The organism is Synechococcus sp. PROS-7-1 (genome assembly GCF_014279795.1).
GTDB lineage: Bacteria > Cyanobacteriota > Cyanobacteriia > PCC-6307 > Cyanobiaceae > Synechococcus_C.
The window spans coordinates 1,395,647-1,409,657 of sequence record NZ_CP047945.1; the positions used below are offsets into that span (position 1 = coordinate 1,395,647).

General features: G+C 56.8%; 15 protein-coding genes and 1 tRNA gene. 5 read left to right on the forward strand and 11 right to left on the reverse strand.

Translation table 11 applies throughout. The features are described from left to right. The first annotated feature begins 1 nt into the window (after position 1). Complete coding sequence (locus tag SynPROS71_RS07665) at positions 2-589, forward strand: alpha-ketoglutarate-dependent dioxygenase AlkB (RefSeq protein ID WP_255442047.1); 588 nt, start codon at positions 2-4, stop codon at positions 587-589. Here the strand turns inward: SynPROS71_RS07665 and SynPROS71_RS07670 are convergent. Then, a complete protein-coding gene (locus tag SynPROS71_RS07670) occupies positions 546-1,451 on the reverse strand; it encodes an AEC family transporter (RefSeq protein WP_255442048.1) in 906 nt (301 codons plus the stop codon). The two genes, SynPROS71_RS07665 and SynPROS71_RS07670, sit on opposite strands and share 44 nt — an antisense overlap. A 77-nt stretch (positions 1,452-1,528) precedes the next feature. Here SynPROS71_RS07670 and SynPROS71_RS07675 point away from each other — a divergent pair, with 77 nt between their 5' ends. Then, on the forward strand, positions 1,529-1,744 hold the full coding sequence (locus tag SynPROS71_RS07675; RefSeq protein ID WP_186582718.1) for a hypothetical protein: 216 nt from the start codon (positions 1,529-1,531) through the stop codon (positions 1,742-1,744). Here SynPROS71_RS07675 and SynPROS71_RS07680 read toward each other — a convergent pair. From SynPROS71_RS07680 to SynPROS71_RS07700, 5 genes are read right to left on the reverse strand one after another with little or no spacing between them, the layout of a single operon-like run. Next, positions 1,729-2,472: an amino acid ABC transporter ATP-binding protein gene (locus SynPROS71_RS07680; protein WP_186594283.1), complete on the reverse strand. Its 744-nt coding sequence runs from the start codon at positions 2,470-2,472 to the stop codon at positions 1,729-1,731. The two genes, SynPROS71_RS07675 and SynPROS71_RS07680, sit on opposite strands and share 16 nt — an antisense overlap. Further along, positions 2,469-3,479: an amino acid ABC transporter permease gene (locus SynPROS71_RS07685; protein WP_186594284.1), complete on the reverse strand. Its 1,011-nt coding sequence runs from the start codon at positions 3,477-3,479 to the stop codon at positions 2,469-2,471. The genes SynPROS71_RS07680 and SynPROS71_RS07685 overlap by 4 nt, the downstream gene beginning before the upstream one ends. A gap of 33 nt (positions 3,480-3,512) precedes the next feature. Further along, positions 3,513-4,013 (reverse strand): HdeD family acid-resistance protein, encoded by a 501-nt coding sequence (locus SynPROS71_RS07690; RefSeq protein ID WP_186594286.1) that lies wholly within the window; start codon positions 4,011-4,013, stop codon positions 3,513-3,515. A 24-nt stretch (positions 4,014-4,037) separates the two neighbouring features. Beyond that, complete coding sequence (locus SynPROS71_RS07695) at positions 4,038-4,937, reverse strand: ABC transporter permease subunit (RefSeq protein WP_186594288.1); 900 nt, start codon at positions 4,935-4,937, stop codon at positions 4,038-4,040. Further along, positions 4,934-5,986 carry an amino acid ABC transporter substrate-binding protein gene (locus SynPROS71_RS07700; protein ID WP_186594290.1) on the reverse strand — a complete coding sequence of 351 codons (1,053 nt, stop codon included), beginning with the start codon at positions 5,984-5,986 and terminating at the stop codon, positions 4,934-4,936. The genes SynPROS71_RS07695 and SynPROS71_RS07700 overlap by 4 nt, the downstream gene beginning before the upstream one ends. 162 nt (positions 5,987-6,148) lie before the next feature. On the opposite strand from SynPROS71_RS07700, the gene SynPROS71_RS07705 reads away from it, so the two are divergent. After that, positions 6,149-6,421, forward strand: coding sequence for a hypothetical protein (locus tag SynPROS71_RS07705; protein ID WP_255442049.1), 273 nt, complete (start codon positions 6,149-6,151; stop codon positions 6,419-6,421). A 4-nt stretch (positions 6,422-6,425) separates the two neighbouring features. Here SynPROS71_RS07705 and SynPROS71_RS07710 read toward each other — a convergent pair whose 3' ends face one another. Together SynPROS71_RS07710 and SynPROS71_RS07715 are read right to left on the reverse strand one after the other, a co-directional pair. After that, positions 6,426-8,018: a SulP family inorganic anion transporter gene (locus SynPROS71_RS07710; RefSeq protein WP_186594294.1), complete on the reverse strand. Its 1,593-nt coding sequence runs from the start codon at positions 8,016-8,018 to the stop codon at positions 6,426-6,428. Between the two features lie 30 nt (positions 8,019-8,048). Beyond that, positions 8,049-9,278, reverse strand: coding sequence for an FAD-binding oxidoreductase (locus SynPROS71_RS07715; RefSeq protein ID WP_186594296.1), 1,230 nt, complete (start codon positions 9,276-9,278; stop codon positions 8,049-8,051). A gap of 50 nt (positions 9,279-9,328) precedes the next feature. Between SynPROS71_RS07715 and SynPROS71_RS07720 the strand changes: the two genes are divergently transcribed. Together SynPROS71_RS07720 and SynPROS71_RS07725 are read left to right on the forward strand one after the other, a co-directional pair. Further along, entirely contained in the window at positions 9,329-10,447 is a 1,119-nt protein-coding gene (locus SynPROS71_RS07720; RefSeq protein WP_186594298.1) for a sirohydrochlorin chelatase, read from the forward strand. Positions 10,448-10,836: 389 nt separating this feature from the next. Next, on the forward strand, positions 10,837-11,103 hold the full coding sequence (locus tag SynPROS71_RS07725) for a DUF2811 domain-containing protein (protein WP_186594300.1): 267 nt from the start codon (positions 10,837-10,839) through the stop codon (positions 11,101-11,103). Here SynPROS71_RS07725 and SynPROS71_RS07730 read toward each other — a convergent pair. The 3 genes from SynPROS71_RS07730 to SynPROS71_RS07740 all read right to left on the reverse strand — a co-directional run bounded on the left by SynPROS71_RS07730 (position 11,078) and on the right by SynPROS71_RS07740 (position 14,010). Beyond that, positions 11,078-12,739 carry a GMC oxidoreductase gene (locus SynPROS71_RS07730; protein ID WP_186594302.1) on the reverse strand — a complete coding sequence of 554 codons (1,662 nt, stop codon included), beginning with the start codon at positions 12,737-12,739 and terminating at the stop codon, positions 11,078-11,080. The genes SynPROS71_RS07725 and SynPROS71_RS07730 overlap by 26 nt on opposite strands. Positions 12,740-12,911: 172 nt before the next feature. Beyond that, positions 12,912-12,988, reverse strand: a tRNA-Met gene (locus tag SynPROS71_RS07735). 50 nt (positions 12,989-13,038) lie between these two features. Further along, positions 13,039-14,010 (reverse strand): asparaginase, encoded by a 972-nt coding sequence (locus SynPROS71_RS07740; protein WP_186594304.1) that lies wholly within the window; start codon positions 14,008-14,010, stop codon positions 13,039-13,041. Position 14,011 lies beyond the last annotated feature (1 nt).

Below are 14,011 nucleotides of genomic sequence, written 5' to 3' on the forward strand. Positions count from 1 at the left end.
CATGAACTGGACCCTTCAATCCCAATGGCTCTCCCCTGACACCACCCAGGAGTGGATGGTGCGGTGTCGCCAGCAAATCAAGTGGGAGCACACCGATGTCAGGGTCTACGGGCGATGGCACAAGGTGCCGAGGCTCACAGCATTCCTGGCCGATCGATCGGTGACCTATCGCTACAGCGGTGCTCTTCACCGTGGGACAGGTTGGCCGCAGTGGTTTCTACCACTTCTCGAAAAGGTCTCGAAACAGTCCAACGCTCCATTCAACGGCTGTTTGTTCAATTTGTATCGAAACGGCGAAGACCGGATGGGGTGGCATGCCGACGATGAACCCGAAATCGACGCTTCGTTCCCGATCGCCTCACTCTCACTTGGGGCGACACGCGACCTTCAGTTTCGCCACCGAGAAACCGGGCAGCGGCTTGATCTCACGCTCTCAGATGGCGACTTGTTGCTGATGGATCCTGAATGCCAAAGTCTGTGGATGCATGGACTGCCGACCCGGCGCAAGATCACAACGCCGCGACTGAATCTCACCTTCCGTGTGTTCAAAACCAACGATTCAGAACGACACTCCAAAGGGGCACGCTGACCAAGGCAATGAGCGTGCTGCGCAGAATCAACTGTGCGGAAGCCGATGCATCGCATTGCTCGGATTCAGCCATCAACAGCACTGAGATCGCTGTTGGAGCGGCTGCCTGAAGCACGAGGGCTTTCTTCGCGAGTAGTGGAAGGGGGAGAGGAAGACTGATCACCAGCATCAGCATCGGGAACAACAGAAGCTTGCAGACCAGGGGAGATAGCAATCCCCCGGCCACAGGCGAGGGCGCACGCGAAGCAATGGTTCCCAAACGCATTCCCACAACAGCAAGTGCCAGCACAATCACCACCCGCGAAGGCAACCACAGGCCTGCACTGATGACGTCATGCCATGGAGTGGCCATCACAATCAGGGCGCCGAGCAGACCCCGCGTCGCAGGGCTCGCCCAGAGATGGCTTGCCAACGCGCTCCAGCGGTAGCCATGGCCTTGATGATTGGTCTGATGCAGCCAGAGTGGACCCAGCCCCCAAGCCAGAAGCGTGGCGCCAAAGTCGTAACCGATACTCACTGGAAGCGCCTCGGGTGGAAGCAATGCCAACGCAGCGGGAATGCCGAAGTAAGCCGTATTACCGATGCAACTGGCCAGCTGTCGATCAGGCAACACCAAAGCGTCAGTGATCAACCGCGAGCTTCGCAACGCAACAAGCATGAGCACGATCGCTGACACAGCCAGCAAAGCCATGACCACAAGAGAGCGGTTAAGCCCGCCGTGAAGAAGCAACCCCATCAGGCTCAGGGGAACTCCAAAACGCACCAAGGGCGTGGCCAGGGGATTGATCCATTGCGGGCGGCATCGACCGATCAGAGCCCCCGCCAAAAGACAGGGAACCATCTCCCAGAGCAGACTCAGCACCTTTCACCGCCAGCAAGGGCCAACTGAGGCGACAGGCCTTGTGCCAAAATTTCCACCGTCCTCGCCTGACTGGCAGCATGGCCTTCGCTGCACCGTCCTGTCTGATCCAGCAACATCTTCTGCAACTCAGCACTGCACTGATGGAGCGCTGCGAGCAGCTTCAACTTCATCTGGCCGAGCAGATCGACCAACTTCCGCTCGGCAATGAAAGCTGGCTGCAAACGGAACGTGAGCTGGTCGCCGCTGAGCAAGCTCTGGATCGCCTTCATCACGCGTCTCAATGGGCCATCTGATTGAGAAAACGTTGCGAGCGTTCTTCCTTGGCATGAGTGAAGAACTCCTCGGCATCGGTTAACTCAACAACCCGTCCTCCGTCCATGAACAACACCCGGTCCGCCACCTCACGGGCGAAACCGAGTTCATGGGTGACCACCACCATTGTCATGCCAGCGGCAGCCAGTTGGCGCATGGCATCGAGAACCTCCTTCACCCGCTCAGGATCAAGGGCACTGGTGGGCTCATCGAACAGCATCAACTCTGGATCCAGGGCCAAAGCCCTAGCGATGGCGACCCGTTGCTGCTGGCCACCACTGAGCTGAGCCGGATATTTCAATGCTTGATCAGCGATGCCCATCTGATCGAGCAGAGCAGACGCCCGGCGTTCAGCCTGAAGCCTTGGGATCGACTTCACCTGAATCGGCGCCAAGGTGATGTTCTGAAGAATCGTGAGGTGGGGAAACAGATTGAACTGCTGAAACACCATGCCCACACGACGTCGGATTCGGCGGATCTGACGCTCGTCGTGGTCGGAATCGAGTGGAATGCCAACCACTTCAAGGGAACCGGAATCGATCGACTCCAAACCGTTGAAGGTGCGAATGAGCGTGCTCTTTCCGGAACCGGACGGTCCCATCACCACAAGGACCTCACCATGACGAACACTGAGGCTGACATCGTCAAGAGCGCGATTTCCAGCGGCGAAGCTCTTGTTGACTGACTCAGCACGAACAGCAATGGTCATGAACGGCGGGCTGCAATGAGATTGGACGAGTCTTGTCGCTCAAACTGGCGCGCCATGAGAGCCATCGCGGTGCAGAGCAACCAATACAACACGGCAAGCCAGACATAAACCTCGAGGTGGCGCCCGATGTAGGCCGGATTGGCCAACAAGCTTTGGCTGATACCAAGCAATTCCACCAAACCAAGAATGGCCATCAGACTGGTGTTTTGAAGTAAACCCACCGCCTGGTTCGTGAGCGCAGGAACAGCGATGCGCAGAGCCTGCGGAAGAATGACCAGACGCTGGATCTGCCATGGTCCGAGTCCGAGTGCTGCAGCCGCTTCGAGTTGCGTTGGGGGCACTGCCTGCAATCCTCCTCTCACATCCTCAGCCACATAGGCAGCTGCAAACAAAGCAAAGGCCACAACGGCACGGAGCACACGGTTGATTTCAATCTGAACCGGAAGAAACAGCGGCAGCAGAAGCTGGCCAAAGAACAGAACAGCGATCAACGGAACAGCACGCATCCCATCGATGTAGATCTTGGAAAGCTGGCGTGCTGTGGTCAGCTCGCTACAGCGCCCCAAGGCGAGAAGAACACCGAGTGGAAGCGCAATCAACCCACTGAACAAGGTCAGCAAGAGCGTCAGAACAAGTCCTCCCCAGAGACGGGAGGGGACTGGATCCAACACACCACCACCCGCCAGAAGCCACAACCCGAGGGGCATCATCAACAACCAGCTCCAGGACAGAATCACGCTGTTGAGGTGCAACCCTCGGCGCAGGAGGAGAGGCTGGGCCAACGTGAAGATCGTGAGCAGCAGCAGCAAACCAAGCCACAGGAATGGCCTCCATCGGGACGCCTCCGGATAGCCACCGATCGCAAAGAGCGGCAGATTCCCCGAGACCACTGACCAGTCAGCTTGCTGGAGAATCCAAAAGGCTGTTGACCAAAACGCCCAGGCAATGAAACCCAGCAGAACAATGCTGAAACAGGCTTGCAGGGGATGGCGGCGACAATGTCGCAAGCCAGTGCGAAGGGACGACGATCTTGGCAATGCTCAGGCGCCAGGCTGATCAGATGGAGCCTGAAACAAATTGAGCGCTGAAAGGAACAAGGCGACACCGAAAAGAGTCCCCAGGGCCCAGAGACTGTCCGATGGCCACTCAAGAACGAGCAATAGTCCCAAGATGGAGGTGACCACTCCATCCACGACCGCCAAACCAGCAGCGGCACCAGGGGTTGTCGCACCGGAGGCCAGTTCCATCACGCCTTCAATGAGAAGAAGAACTCCAGCGAACAACGTGAGACTGATTTCACTATCGATCGGATCGAGCAGAATGAAAACGGCGCCACCGATATAGAGAAGGGCAGACAACACACGAAACACTTTGCCCTGAGAGGAGGACTCAGCACCAAGGCGGAGAAATTGCCCGATCCCTGCAGCAAAAGCAATTCCTCCGATGCCAATCGTCAGCAACGTGGCAGAAACGAAGGGAAGAAGAATGGCAGCAATAGCCGCAATGACGAGAAGTACGGCAGCAATACGGCGTGAGGTCATGGGTCCAACAACGGTCGACGAATGTTAGATGCGTTGCCCCTTGTTGAGCACAGAGTGATTGAGGATCTGCATGCCGCCGTTGATCAGCAGGTTGAGCAGAAGAAAGCTCAACAAGAGGAGCAGAAAGCCTTCGATGGCACGTCCCGTCTGAGTGATGGCGGTATCACTGACGGCATACAGATCGGCATAGCCAACAGCGATTGACAACGTGCTGTTCTTGGCAAGGTTGAGGTATTGGCTGCTGAGGGCCGGGAGAATGGCTGGAAGAGCTTGGGGCAGAACCACACGTTTCAGCCCGAGCCCCTCAGCGATGCCCAGGCTGCGAAAGGCTTCCCACTGTCCCCGCGGTACGGCATCCAGCCCCCCACGGACCACCTCGGCAATGGAAGCCCCTGTGAACACACTGAGTCCAACCAGGACAGCCGCAAATTCAACACTGAGATTGAGTCCCATCACGCTGATGGCCTGGTTGGAGACTCGAATCAATGCCCCAAGCGGAGCGAGCGGTTCGGACGGCAGACCCAGAAAGGCCACGAAGTACCAGAAGAGCAGTTGCAAAAGCAAAGGAGTCTGACGAATCAGCCCCACATAAAGACCTGCAAGCGCACTGAGCAGTGGGTTATCGCTGCGAGACGCAGCGCCTGCCACCACGCCCAACACTGTGGCCAGGACAATGCTGCAGGCGATCACCCGAAGACTGTTCAACCATCCCATCAACAGGGCCCAGGCCATGCTGTCGCCAGGTTGAAACGGCAAAAGATGCTCGCTAATCGCAAACCCAGCTGGCCTGGTCAGCCAACGGAAACTCAGCCCCAACCCTGTACGAATCAAGTTGACGGTGAGGTTGTTGATCAGGATTCCAGCCAGCGTGAGCACGGCCGCTAGCAGCAGAACCTGGATCCACCAGCGTTGTCGACGCGTCATTGGAATGGTGGAGCAATCAAGACACCACCATCCCGATACAGCTGATTGAGTGCTCTCGGGATGGGCACAGCACTCTGCGGGCCGAGGTGGCGGTCATAAATCTCGCCGTAATTGCCGGTGGTCTTTAACACCCTGACGACGAAATCATTCGGAAGACCCAGTTTTGATCCAAGCTCTCCTTCAACTCCCAAAAAACGCCGCAACGCTGTTTTGCTGGGATCGTTGATCGCCTCCTGAAGCTTGGCGTCCACAGTCTCTTGCGTGATCCCCATTTCCTCAGCGGTCACCAGAGCAAAAACCACCCATCGCATGGCATCGGCCAAGCGTTGGTCTCCTCCGGACGATAGAGGGGCCAGGGGTTCCTTGCTGAGCACTTCGGGCAGGATTTGATGGTTGTTTGGTTGTTCAAAGCCGGAACGAGCCGAGGCCAATTGAGATCGGTCCGATGTCATCGCTGCGCAACGCTTCTGCAAATACCCAGCCACGAGCTGATTCAAGTCTTGATATTTAACCGGTTTGTATGGAATTCCCTTGGCCTGAAAAACATCGTTGAGGTTCTGTTCCGTTGTGGTTCCGGAACCAACACAGATTGTTTTGTTTCTGAGGTCTTCGAGCCCCTTGATACCGGAATCACGGCGCACAAGAAGACCTTGACCATCGTGAAACACCACCGGTGCAAAAGAAACGCCATTCCCACCAGACGCATCACGACTGAGATTGAACGTGGTATTGCGAGACAAAAGGTCGATTTCACCAGTTCTCAGAGCCGTAAAACGCTCCGGAGCTGTCAGTGGTCTGTACTCAACCTTGCTGGAATCCCCTAGGAATGCCGCAGCAAAGGCTTTGCACATGTCCACATCCAGTCCTGCATAGCGGCCGTCACGATCCAGAAAACTGAAACCAGGAATCTTGCCGCTGACCCCACAGCGAAGCTGACCTCGCTGACGGATCAGATCCAAGCGAGAGGCTCCTCCCTCGCCGAGCGTTGCGCAGGCTTGCAAACTGAGCAGCAAGACCCCGAGAGAAAGAAGCACACCACGCTGCTGCATACAGAATCACCAAAGCAAAGCCAGTGTGTCAGAGGTTGCACACAACGATTGGACTGATCGCAAGGATCTGTGCTCGGAGGATTAATCTTGAAGCTAATTCTATGTGACGAAATGCATCGATCCCTGCTGGGGTCAATATCTTTTTTGATCGTAGGAACTTCCTTGAGTTTCTCACCTTCTTTCGCCTGGGAATTGGGAGATCGCCAGGCATACAACAATAAGATGGCCATCCTCAAGGTCATGTTGGAAGGTGCCAGGGAACGCGCCATTGCAGAGAATGACCTTGAAACAATGTGCCTGATTATGAGCATCGGCAATGATGTCACCGAAACCTTTTTAAGGGCTCGAGCTGACGATGCAATGATCAACAAGCGGCTCACTGGCATGAGAAATGATCTCACCGCATGTCTGGCTCTGCTTTACAACCGCCGATGATCTGTCAGCCGTGAGAACCTTCAGGCTGAGAGCCGATACGCTCAAACAGATCGAGGCTTTCGGTGTTGAGACCGACCAGTTCAACCTCTGATCCACCCTTTTTCAGTTTCCTGACCAACTGATTGAGTGCTCCCGCACCACTTTGATCCCAGATGTGAGCTGAAGACATGTCAATGATGATTTTTGCTGGGTGATCATGGACATCAAAGCCCTGGAGGAAATAAATCTTGCTCACGAAAAACAGTTGGCCAGTCACGACATAACGACGCAGATCTGGAGCAACATCCACTGGCTCAACACGAATAACCTTCGCAACCTTCCTGCTGAACAGGATTCCGGCCAGCGCCACTCCTGCTAAGACACCCAGCGCCAGATTGTGGGGGGTGGTCAGCATGGTGACGGCAAAGGTCATCAACATCACTGCTGTATCGCTCTTCGGAATGGAGCGGATCCTTCGCAGTCCAGCCACATCCGCAGTGCTGACAGCGATGCTGATCATCACAGCAACCAGTGCAGCCATGGGAATCTGCTGAAGCCAAGGTCTGGCAAGCAGGATCATGGCTAGCAGGCTCACGCCTGAGAACAGCGTGGAAAGGCGCGTACGGCCCCCGTTATCGATATTCATCACGGATTGGCCAACCAGCGCGCACCCCGCCATACCGCCAAACAAAGACGACACAATGTTGGCGAGGCCTTGCCCCCGTGCTTCCACATTCTTGTTGGAGTTGCTGTCGGTGCGGTCGTCGAGAATGTCTTGCGTCAGGAATGTTTCCATCAGTCCCACCAGGGAAATGGCCAGGGCTGTTGGCAACACGATTCCGAGGGTTTCCAGGCTGAAGGGCACTTTCATGTTCTCTGGTGAACCGAAGGGCCAGCTCGGCATCGGAAGTCCGGTTGGCAGATCACCAAGGCTGCTCACTGTGGGAATTCCGAAGTTGTCCGCCAGGTTGAAGACCATGGAGATGACCGTCAGCACGACAATCGCCACCAGCTGAGACGGCAACACCCGCGTCAGACGCGGCAGCCCGTAGATGATCACAAGCCCCAGCAAAACAAGTCCCCATATGATCGGCAGCTGCACTCCGCTGAACATCACCTCATGGGCGTGACCAGCAGCTTTGGTTTCTCCGAAATGGAGATTGATCCCTAGTTGGGGTAACTGCGCTTGAAAAATCAGCAGGGCCAGAGCATTAACGAAGCCGCTCAACACTGCTAGCGGCACGAAGCGCATCTGATAAGCGAGTCGCATCCACCCCCAGAGAATCTGCAGGATGCCGGTCACAACGCCGGCCACCAGGAGATAAGTCAGGCCAAGGCCAGGTCCACGGGCTTCACCGGTGGCCACAAGCCCCGTCATCAATAAAGCCGTGGAGCCCGTGGCGGAGGTGATCATTGCCGACCGTCCACCCACGAAGGCGATGGTGATCGACAGGCAGAAGGCTCCAAATAAACCCACCTGGGGGTCAACGCCCGCAATTCCTGAAAAGGCAATGGCCTCGGGAATCATGGCGAAGGCCACCACCAAGCCGGAAAGAAGCTCCTTGCTGGGGTTACCGATGAGGGGCTCCAACCGCAGCGCCCCGGGTCCGGTTGCCATAAATCAATCTGTACGTGTGGCGACCGTATCTCAAAGCCGGCACAGACGTTGATCGGGATCAAGCTCGGCCTTCAATTGCTTGAGTGATGGCAACCAGGATCCAAAGGCATCTTCCAATTCCTGGTCATGACAGGGAAGATGGTCATGAAGTTGAGCGAGATGCACCCCTGGGTTCAGCGCCATCAACGCCTCGCTCACACGCTCCATCCAATCCAGGGAACGCTGCCGTCCAGCACGGTCCCCAGGTGTCCAGGCCGCAGTGATCCAGGGTTTCCACACCGCATCGCGATGGATAAAGGATGTCGAAGCGGGCTCAACAGAGCCTGTTTCCCCACCCAATTGCTGAGCACTGATTCGGCAGGACGGATGCGGCCTGCGCATCATCAACTCACGAAGATGATCGACCACTAACTCAGCCTCCTCCCCCCATCTCTGCCCAAGCCTGCCGAGCACCTCACAGTGGGACGGCAATGGTTGGCGGTCACTCGTGAGCCGGCCGAAAGCAGGAAGTGACAGCTGATCAGCAAAAAGCTCAGCGGCGTCACCTGCACAAGCCGGAAGCAGATCTGGTGTGCAGCCATCGGAAACACATTGCACGGCATAGATCTCGACGTGATCACCCCATGACCATTGGAGACTCGCGGAAGAAGGCCACTGCTCCGCCAAACGGATCCAATGGGGCAATGCCTCAACAGCGATGCGCGTCTGCTGAACGGCCAGGGGCTTGATGGGGTGTGTACTTAGCTCCAGGCCTGTCACGACAGCCAGAAAAGGAGCGGCGCCCAGAAGGCCTCGCCAGTAGTCGACAGCCCGCTCATCACCGATGACGTCATCTCGGTGGATATTGAACCGTTCACCGTTGCCCCACACCCCCTCGATCCGCTGGATATGGTCCATGGCCAAACCTTGGGAGCGACTCAGCGGCCCCATACCGCCGGTGAGAAGAAATCCAGATCCAGGCAATCCCGACAGCCCAATCGGCAGAGCGCGTCGATGGGGACGCAGGCCTTCGAGCACTTCAGCCATGGTGAGTCCGGTGCCGATCGTGACCTGAGAAGACTCCCCCTGATAACGAAGCTCCTGGTAACGCGGTCTAAGATCGAGCGTCCAAAGGCCATCACCGGCACAACGACTGCTCGTTGCACCAGAGCTCACCAACAATGGGGTTGGGTGCAGAGGGTGAGCCAAAACAGCGGCCAAGAGCTCAGGGCCAAGAATGAGCCGTCCTTTCGATCGTGCATCCTTCGCCAAAGCATTCATGACATCGCGCTCACAGGTACGAATAGGTTTGGCAAAGATGCCCACTCAGTGTGACCCTGGCGCTCGATGCTCTTTCTGATCAGAAACATGGTGTTCTGATCTGCGGTCATGGGAGCCGGAACCGTTTGGCGGTTGAGGAATTCGAAGGCCTCGCCCATGGATTAAAGGCCAGGCTTCCTGACCTTCCTGTGGAGTATGGCTTTCTTGAATTTGCTCAGCCCATTCTCCGTGAGGCACTCGATCGCCTCCGAGCCCAGGGAGTTGAGAAGGTTCTGGCCATCCCGGCGATGCTATTTGCCGCCGGGCATGCCAAGAACGACATTCCATCGGTCCTCAATACCTACAGCGCTGAAACGGGTCTGGACATCGATTACGGACGGGAACTGGGCGTTGATCGCTTAATGATTGCTGCAGCAGGAGCACGCATCCGTGAGGCACTCATGGCTGCGGATCCCTGCCCGGCTGAGGACACCCTGCTGGTCGTCGTAGGGCGTGGATCATCGGATCCCGATGCCAACTCGAACGTGTCCAAAGTGACCCGCATGCTGGTGGAAGGCTTCGGCTTCGGCTGGGGTGAAACGGTGTACTCAGGCGTCACGTTTCCCTTGGTGGATCCGGGGCTGCGGCACGTTGTGAAGCTGGGATTCAAACGAATCGTCGTCTTTCCTTATTTCCTGTTTTCGGGAGTGTTGGTGAGCCGAATCAGACAACACACCCTTGGCGTTGCTGAAGATCATCCCAACATCGAATTCCTTGATGCCCCCTATCTCGGAGATCACAGCTTCGTGCTGGACACGTTCCTCGAGAGAGTGAGCGAGGTGCTGGGGGGAGAAGCGGCCATGAACTGCTCACTGTGCAAGTACAGAGCCCAGGTTCTGGGGTTCGAGCAGGAAGTGGGCCTCGAGCAAGCCAGTCACCACCATCATGTGGAGGGCCTCACTGAGGCCTGCAACCTCTGCGAGAGGGAGTGCACTGGCGCTTGCCAGCCCGACGGAGTGCCGATTCCACTTGGGGGCAACCAACACCACAGCCATGACCACAGCCATGACCATGACCATGACCATGGTCATGGACACCACCATCCCTACCCCCATGCAGATCACCCCCTCGGGCCCAACACGTTGAGAAGCTCCTCGTCACAGGTAGACACATCTGAGCCAGAAAGCTGAAGCAATTCAGACGGATTTCGATGCTCATCCGTCTCTGTCTCAATGCGTCACGAGAGAAACGCACTCATCAGAGTGACTGATCAATGGCGGCAGCTGTGGAGAGCACGATCTTTTTTCCACAGCTTTAGGGCCGTTTTCCACCGCTGAACAGCAGAAGCCCCAGCATTCATCCCGTGACTGTGGGTAGCTCCATTGGCAGCCACAAACACTTGACAACCGAAGTGCTACCGCACTACGAGCGCACTAAGCCCCAAGAGCGCTCTAAGAACTGTCGCGGTGAGATGAGTCTCATGCGAGATCAGGAATCAATGGCATTCACAGGTGCCCTTTGACGACAAGGGGTGGGCTGTGGCTTCCTTACTGGTGAATGAACAATGCCTGAGAGGCTGATGGATCGAAATCATCTTGAACGCTGCATCAATGCACAAACACCCACCAGCGAAGCGGAGTCGCCCTTTGTGAGTCTTGAAGCGGAGATTCCTGAAGTGCTCTACGAAGGCATGAAAAGCTTCATCGGCTCCAATCCCTCTTGGGATCAATACCAGGTGATGAGTTCTGCGCTGGCCCAGTTCCTCTTCCAGAACGGCTGCGCCGAGAGGGCTGTGACGCAGCGCTACCTTGATGACCTCTTCAGCCGCAGTCGCTTGCAGGCCTGAGAGCCTCCAGGCAGGCACGACGGGTGATGGCCATCATCGTGAGTGTTGGGCTTTGCCATCCAGATGAGGGCCAGCAGGCACCATCCACCACCAGCACATTCCGGCAGCGCCACAAACGATTGCAAGAGTCGACAACGCTCGTTTCTTCACTGAGGCCCATGGGAGCCCCTCCCACTTCATGGATGTAATACCCCGGAGGCGGGGCATCCTCTTGAACAGCAATCGCTCCGCGAACGACGGGTTCAACGAAAGGAAGATGCAACAAATCAGCGAGTGAAGCTGGAGTACCACCAGCAATGTCGATGCAGTCTCGAATGGTGTCTTGCATGTGTGTCACCATCGCCTTTTCATTGGCCCCCCAGCGGCAGCTGATCATGGGCATCGGCACTCCGAGCGAATCACAGCGATCCGAGAGGGTGACGCGATTGGCCTCAGAGGCCAAGACCTCTCCATGGCCAATCAAAAAGCCGAGGCGTTGATCCGGTTGGCGCTTGAGCCACCAAGGAGGATCAAAGCGATTGATCGCACCCCAGAGCCCATAGCCCCGTAGGAACGAACGCCCGTTGCACTGGGCAGGATCATTCCCAAAAGGGAGGAAAAAGCTTCCTGCACCCGAGAGCAGGCTGGATGGATCCTGCTCCTGCATGGGCGTCCTGCCGGTTAGCGATGGCACTGAGAAAAAGCGGCAACTGGACACGTGATCCATGAGGCCTTGACCCAGCAAACCGGATGAATCGCGGAAACCGCGGGAGTCGTGCCTTTGCTCCGATTGCAGAAGCAACCGAAGGCTGGCGATGGTTGAAGCGCACAGCACAATCAGATCGGCTTCAAGAAGACGCTGCTCACCGCTTGAGCGATCCACCACAACGACGGCCTTGGCTTTGTCCTGACCGGAATGCATCACCAAATTCACGGCCATGAAGCCGCTGAGCAGCTCCACCCGGCCCGAGGCCCTGGCATGGAGCAACGTCGATCCGTTGCTGCTCGACTTGGGCCAAGACGATTGGGAGCCAGGAAGGCGTGCAGAGAAACCCCGGGAGTGAATTAAGGAAACGCCCCGATGTTTCAGCAAGGCGGTGCGGAAGCTCTCTTCCTCAGGGAGCAAAGGCAGTGCCGGAGCCAACACGCCATCAGGAAGATGCTGAAGACCATCTTGATTACCTCTCACCTGAAAAAAGCGCTCAAGAGCGCTGTAGTGCGGGTCCAGATCGTCGTGACCAATCGGCCAGCTTTGCCCGTAGCCATCGGCATCAGCAGCCTTGAAGTCGTAGTCCGAAAGACGCAGCGTGATACCTCCCCAGGTCAGGCTGCGACCTCCCACCTGACGGCCCTGGGTCCAAAGAAATGGTTGGTCCGTTGGTGTGATGTAGGGATATTGATATTCGTCGGCATACAAAGCAGGATTCTGCTTCCAGTAACCGGGATGCTGGGATTGCCGTCGATGCCGACCACTCAGCAGACCCTCAGCACGCCGCAGACTGTTCGCCGGTTCTGACCCGAATGCTTGCTCAGGAGTTTGATCAGGGCCTGCTTCGACAACCAGCACGCGCACTCCTGCTTCGGCAAGGGTCATCGCAGCCACACCTCCAGTGGCTCCGGAACCAATCACGATGGCATCGAAGGGTTGGTGCGGCATTCGGTTAAAAGCGATCCATTTCAGGACGCTTGATTCTCAGAGAAACAAGCGGAGTTGCGATGTTGAGATAAAAAACAAGCCATACAAACGACATCTTGCTCGCGCAAACAATTGCACCACAATCGCAAGAAATCAATAAAAAAACCCCACAACTGCGGGGTTTTTTTGAAGTTGGTGGCGGGGGGGAGATTTGAACTCCCGACCTTCGGGTTATGAGCCCGACGAGCTACCAGACTGCTCTACCCCGCGGTGACTCATTCACTATACAACTTGGTGTCGAACGACACCACGAATGTGATTTATGAACGCAGCTCTCCTTCCACCACGAGGTGAACGCCAGGATTGGGAAGCAACAGTTGCTCCTCCAGCTCCTGAAGACCGCTTGGAGTGAGCCAATCCAACTGGCGCAACACATGCAAAGCAACGGCCTGCTTGGCGCGACGCGCACCATCCACAACCTTGATCGCGACTCCGAGGCCGTCCCCAGTTCGACTAAGGCATTGAATTCCCTCGGCACCTCCCTTGCTGATGACCTGATTGTGGGAGCGCCGCATCAGCTCGGTGTCAAACCGTCCTTCCCCAGCCACAAGCTCGGGGTGAGCCAGCATGGCGCGGCTAATTTGCTCCATCTCAGCGTGGGTTGAGGCACCAAGGTGGGCATAGAGGAGGCCGATTTGGGCCAACTGAAGTCTGAGGGTGGGGGCTCCGCAGTCGTCCCGTTCGGCCACGAGCTCCTCCGCAGGCAGACCGAGCAGCTCTGCGACGCGACGATTCACCTCCTGCTGAACGGGATGGTCTCCACGCAAGTAAGAGTCGAGAGGCCAGCCCATCTTCTTGGCTGTGATTAAAAACCCGGCATGTTTGCCCGAACAATTGTGTTCAAGAGGACTGCGAGCCCCAGCAGGAATGGGGCATTGGAGATGATCGCTTTCCAACTCGGCATTCCACAACAGTCGGAACGCCTCCCGAGCATGGGACGGAGTGCCGGCATGGGAGGCACAGCTGATGGCAATGCCCCGCTCTCCGCAGCTGTAAGCCTCCGATGCTCCACTGCTCAACAAGGGCAACGCCTGAAAGGGTTTGAGCGCCGAGCGCACAAACGTTTCGTGATCTGGCTCTCCGGCTCGCATCAACACACGGCCGCGGCTATCGCAGACCACCACATGAACCCGATGGCTGGATTCAACCGATGCGCCTCGTCTCAGCTGCACTTCCAAGGGCGGCACCGCTGTGGGTCGCGCTGAACCTCTGTATCCAGATGGAAGCGACATG

Excerpts from the sequence above, each read along its gene's own strand:
- SynPROS71_RS07710 (WP_186594294.1), bottom strand. The coding sequence starts at position 8,018 with ATGGCAACCGGACCCGGGGCGCTGCGGTTGGAGCCCCTCATCGGTAAC.
- SynPROS71_RS07690 (WP_186594286.1), bottom strand. The coding sequence starts at position 4,013 with ATGACCTCACGCCGTATTGCTGCCGTACTTCTCGTCATTGCGGCTATT.
- SynPROS71_RS07715 (WP_186594296.1), bottom strand. The coding sequence starts at position 9,278 with ATGAATGCTTTGGCGAAGGATGCACGATCGAAAGGACGGCTCATTCTT.
- SynPROS71_RS07695 (WP_186594288.1), bottom strand. The coding sequence starts at position 4,937 with ATGACGCGTCGACAACGCTGGTGGATCCAGGTTCTGCTGCTAGCGGCC.
- SynPROS71_RS07665 (WP_255442047.1), top strand. The coding sequence starts at position 2 with ATGAACTGGACCCTTCAATCCCAATGGCTCTCCCCTGACACCACCCAG.
- SynPROS71_RS07680 (WP_186594283.1), bottom strand. The coding sequence starts at position 2,472 with ATGACCATTGCTGTTCGTGCTGAGTCAGTCAACAAGAGCTTCGCCGCT.
- SynPROS71_RS07675 (WP_186582718.1), top strand. The coding sequence starts at position 1,529 with ATGGCCTTCGCTGCACCGTCCTGTCTGATCCAGCAACATCTTCTGCAA.
- SynPROS71_RS07740 (WP_186594304.1), bottom strand. The coding sequence starts at position 14,010 with ATGTCGCTTCCATCTGGATACAGAGGTTCAGCGCGACCCACAGCGGTG.
- SynPROS71_RS07730 (WP_186594302.1), bottom strand. The coding sequence starts at position 12,739 with ATGCCGCACCAACCCTTCGATGCCATCGTGATTGGTTCCGGAGCCACT.
- SynPROS71_RS07700 (WP_186594290.1), bottom strand. The coding sequence starts at position 5,986 with ATGCAGCAGCGTGGTGTGCTTCTTTCTCTCGGGGTCTTGCTGCTCAGT.
- SynPROS71_RS07725 (WP_186594300.1), top strand. The coding sequence starts at position 10,837 with ATGGATCGAAATCATCTTGAACGCTGCATCAATGCACAAACACCCACC.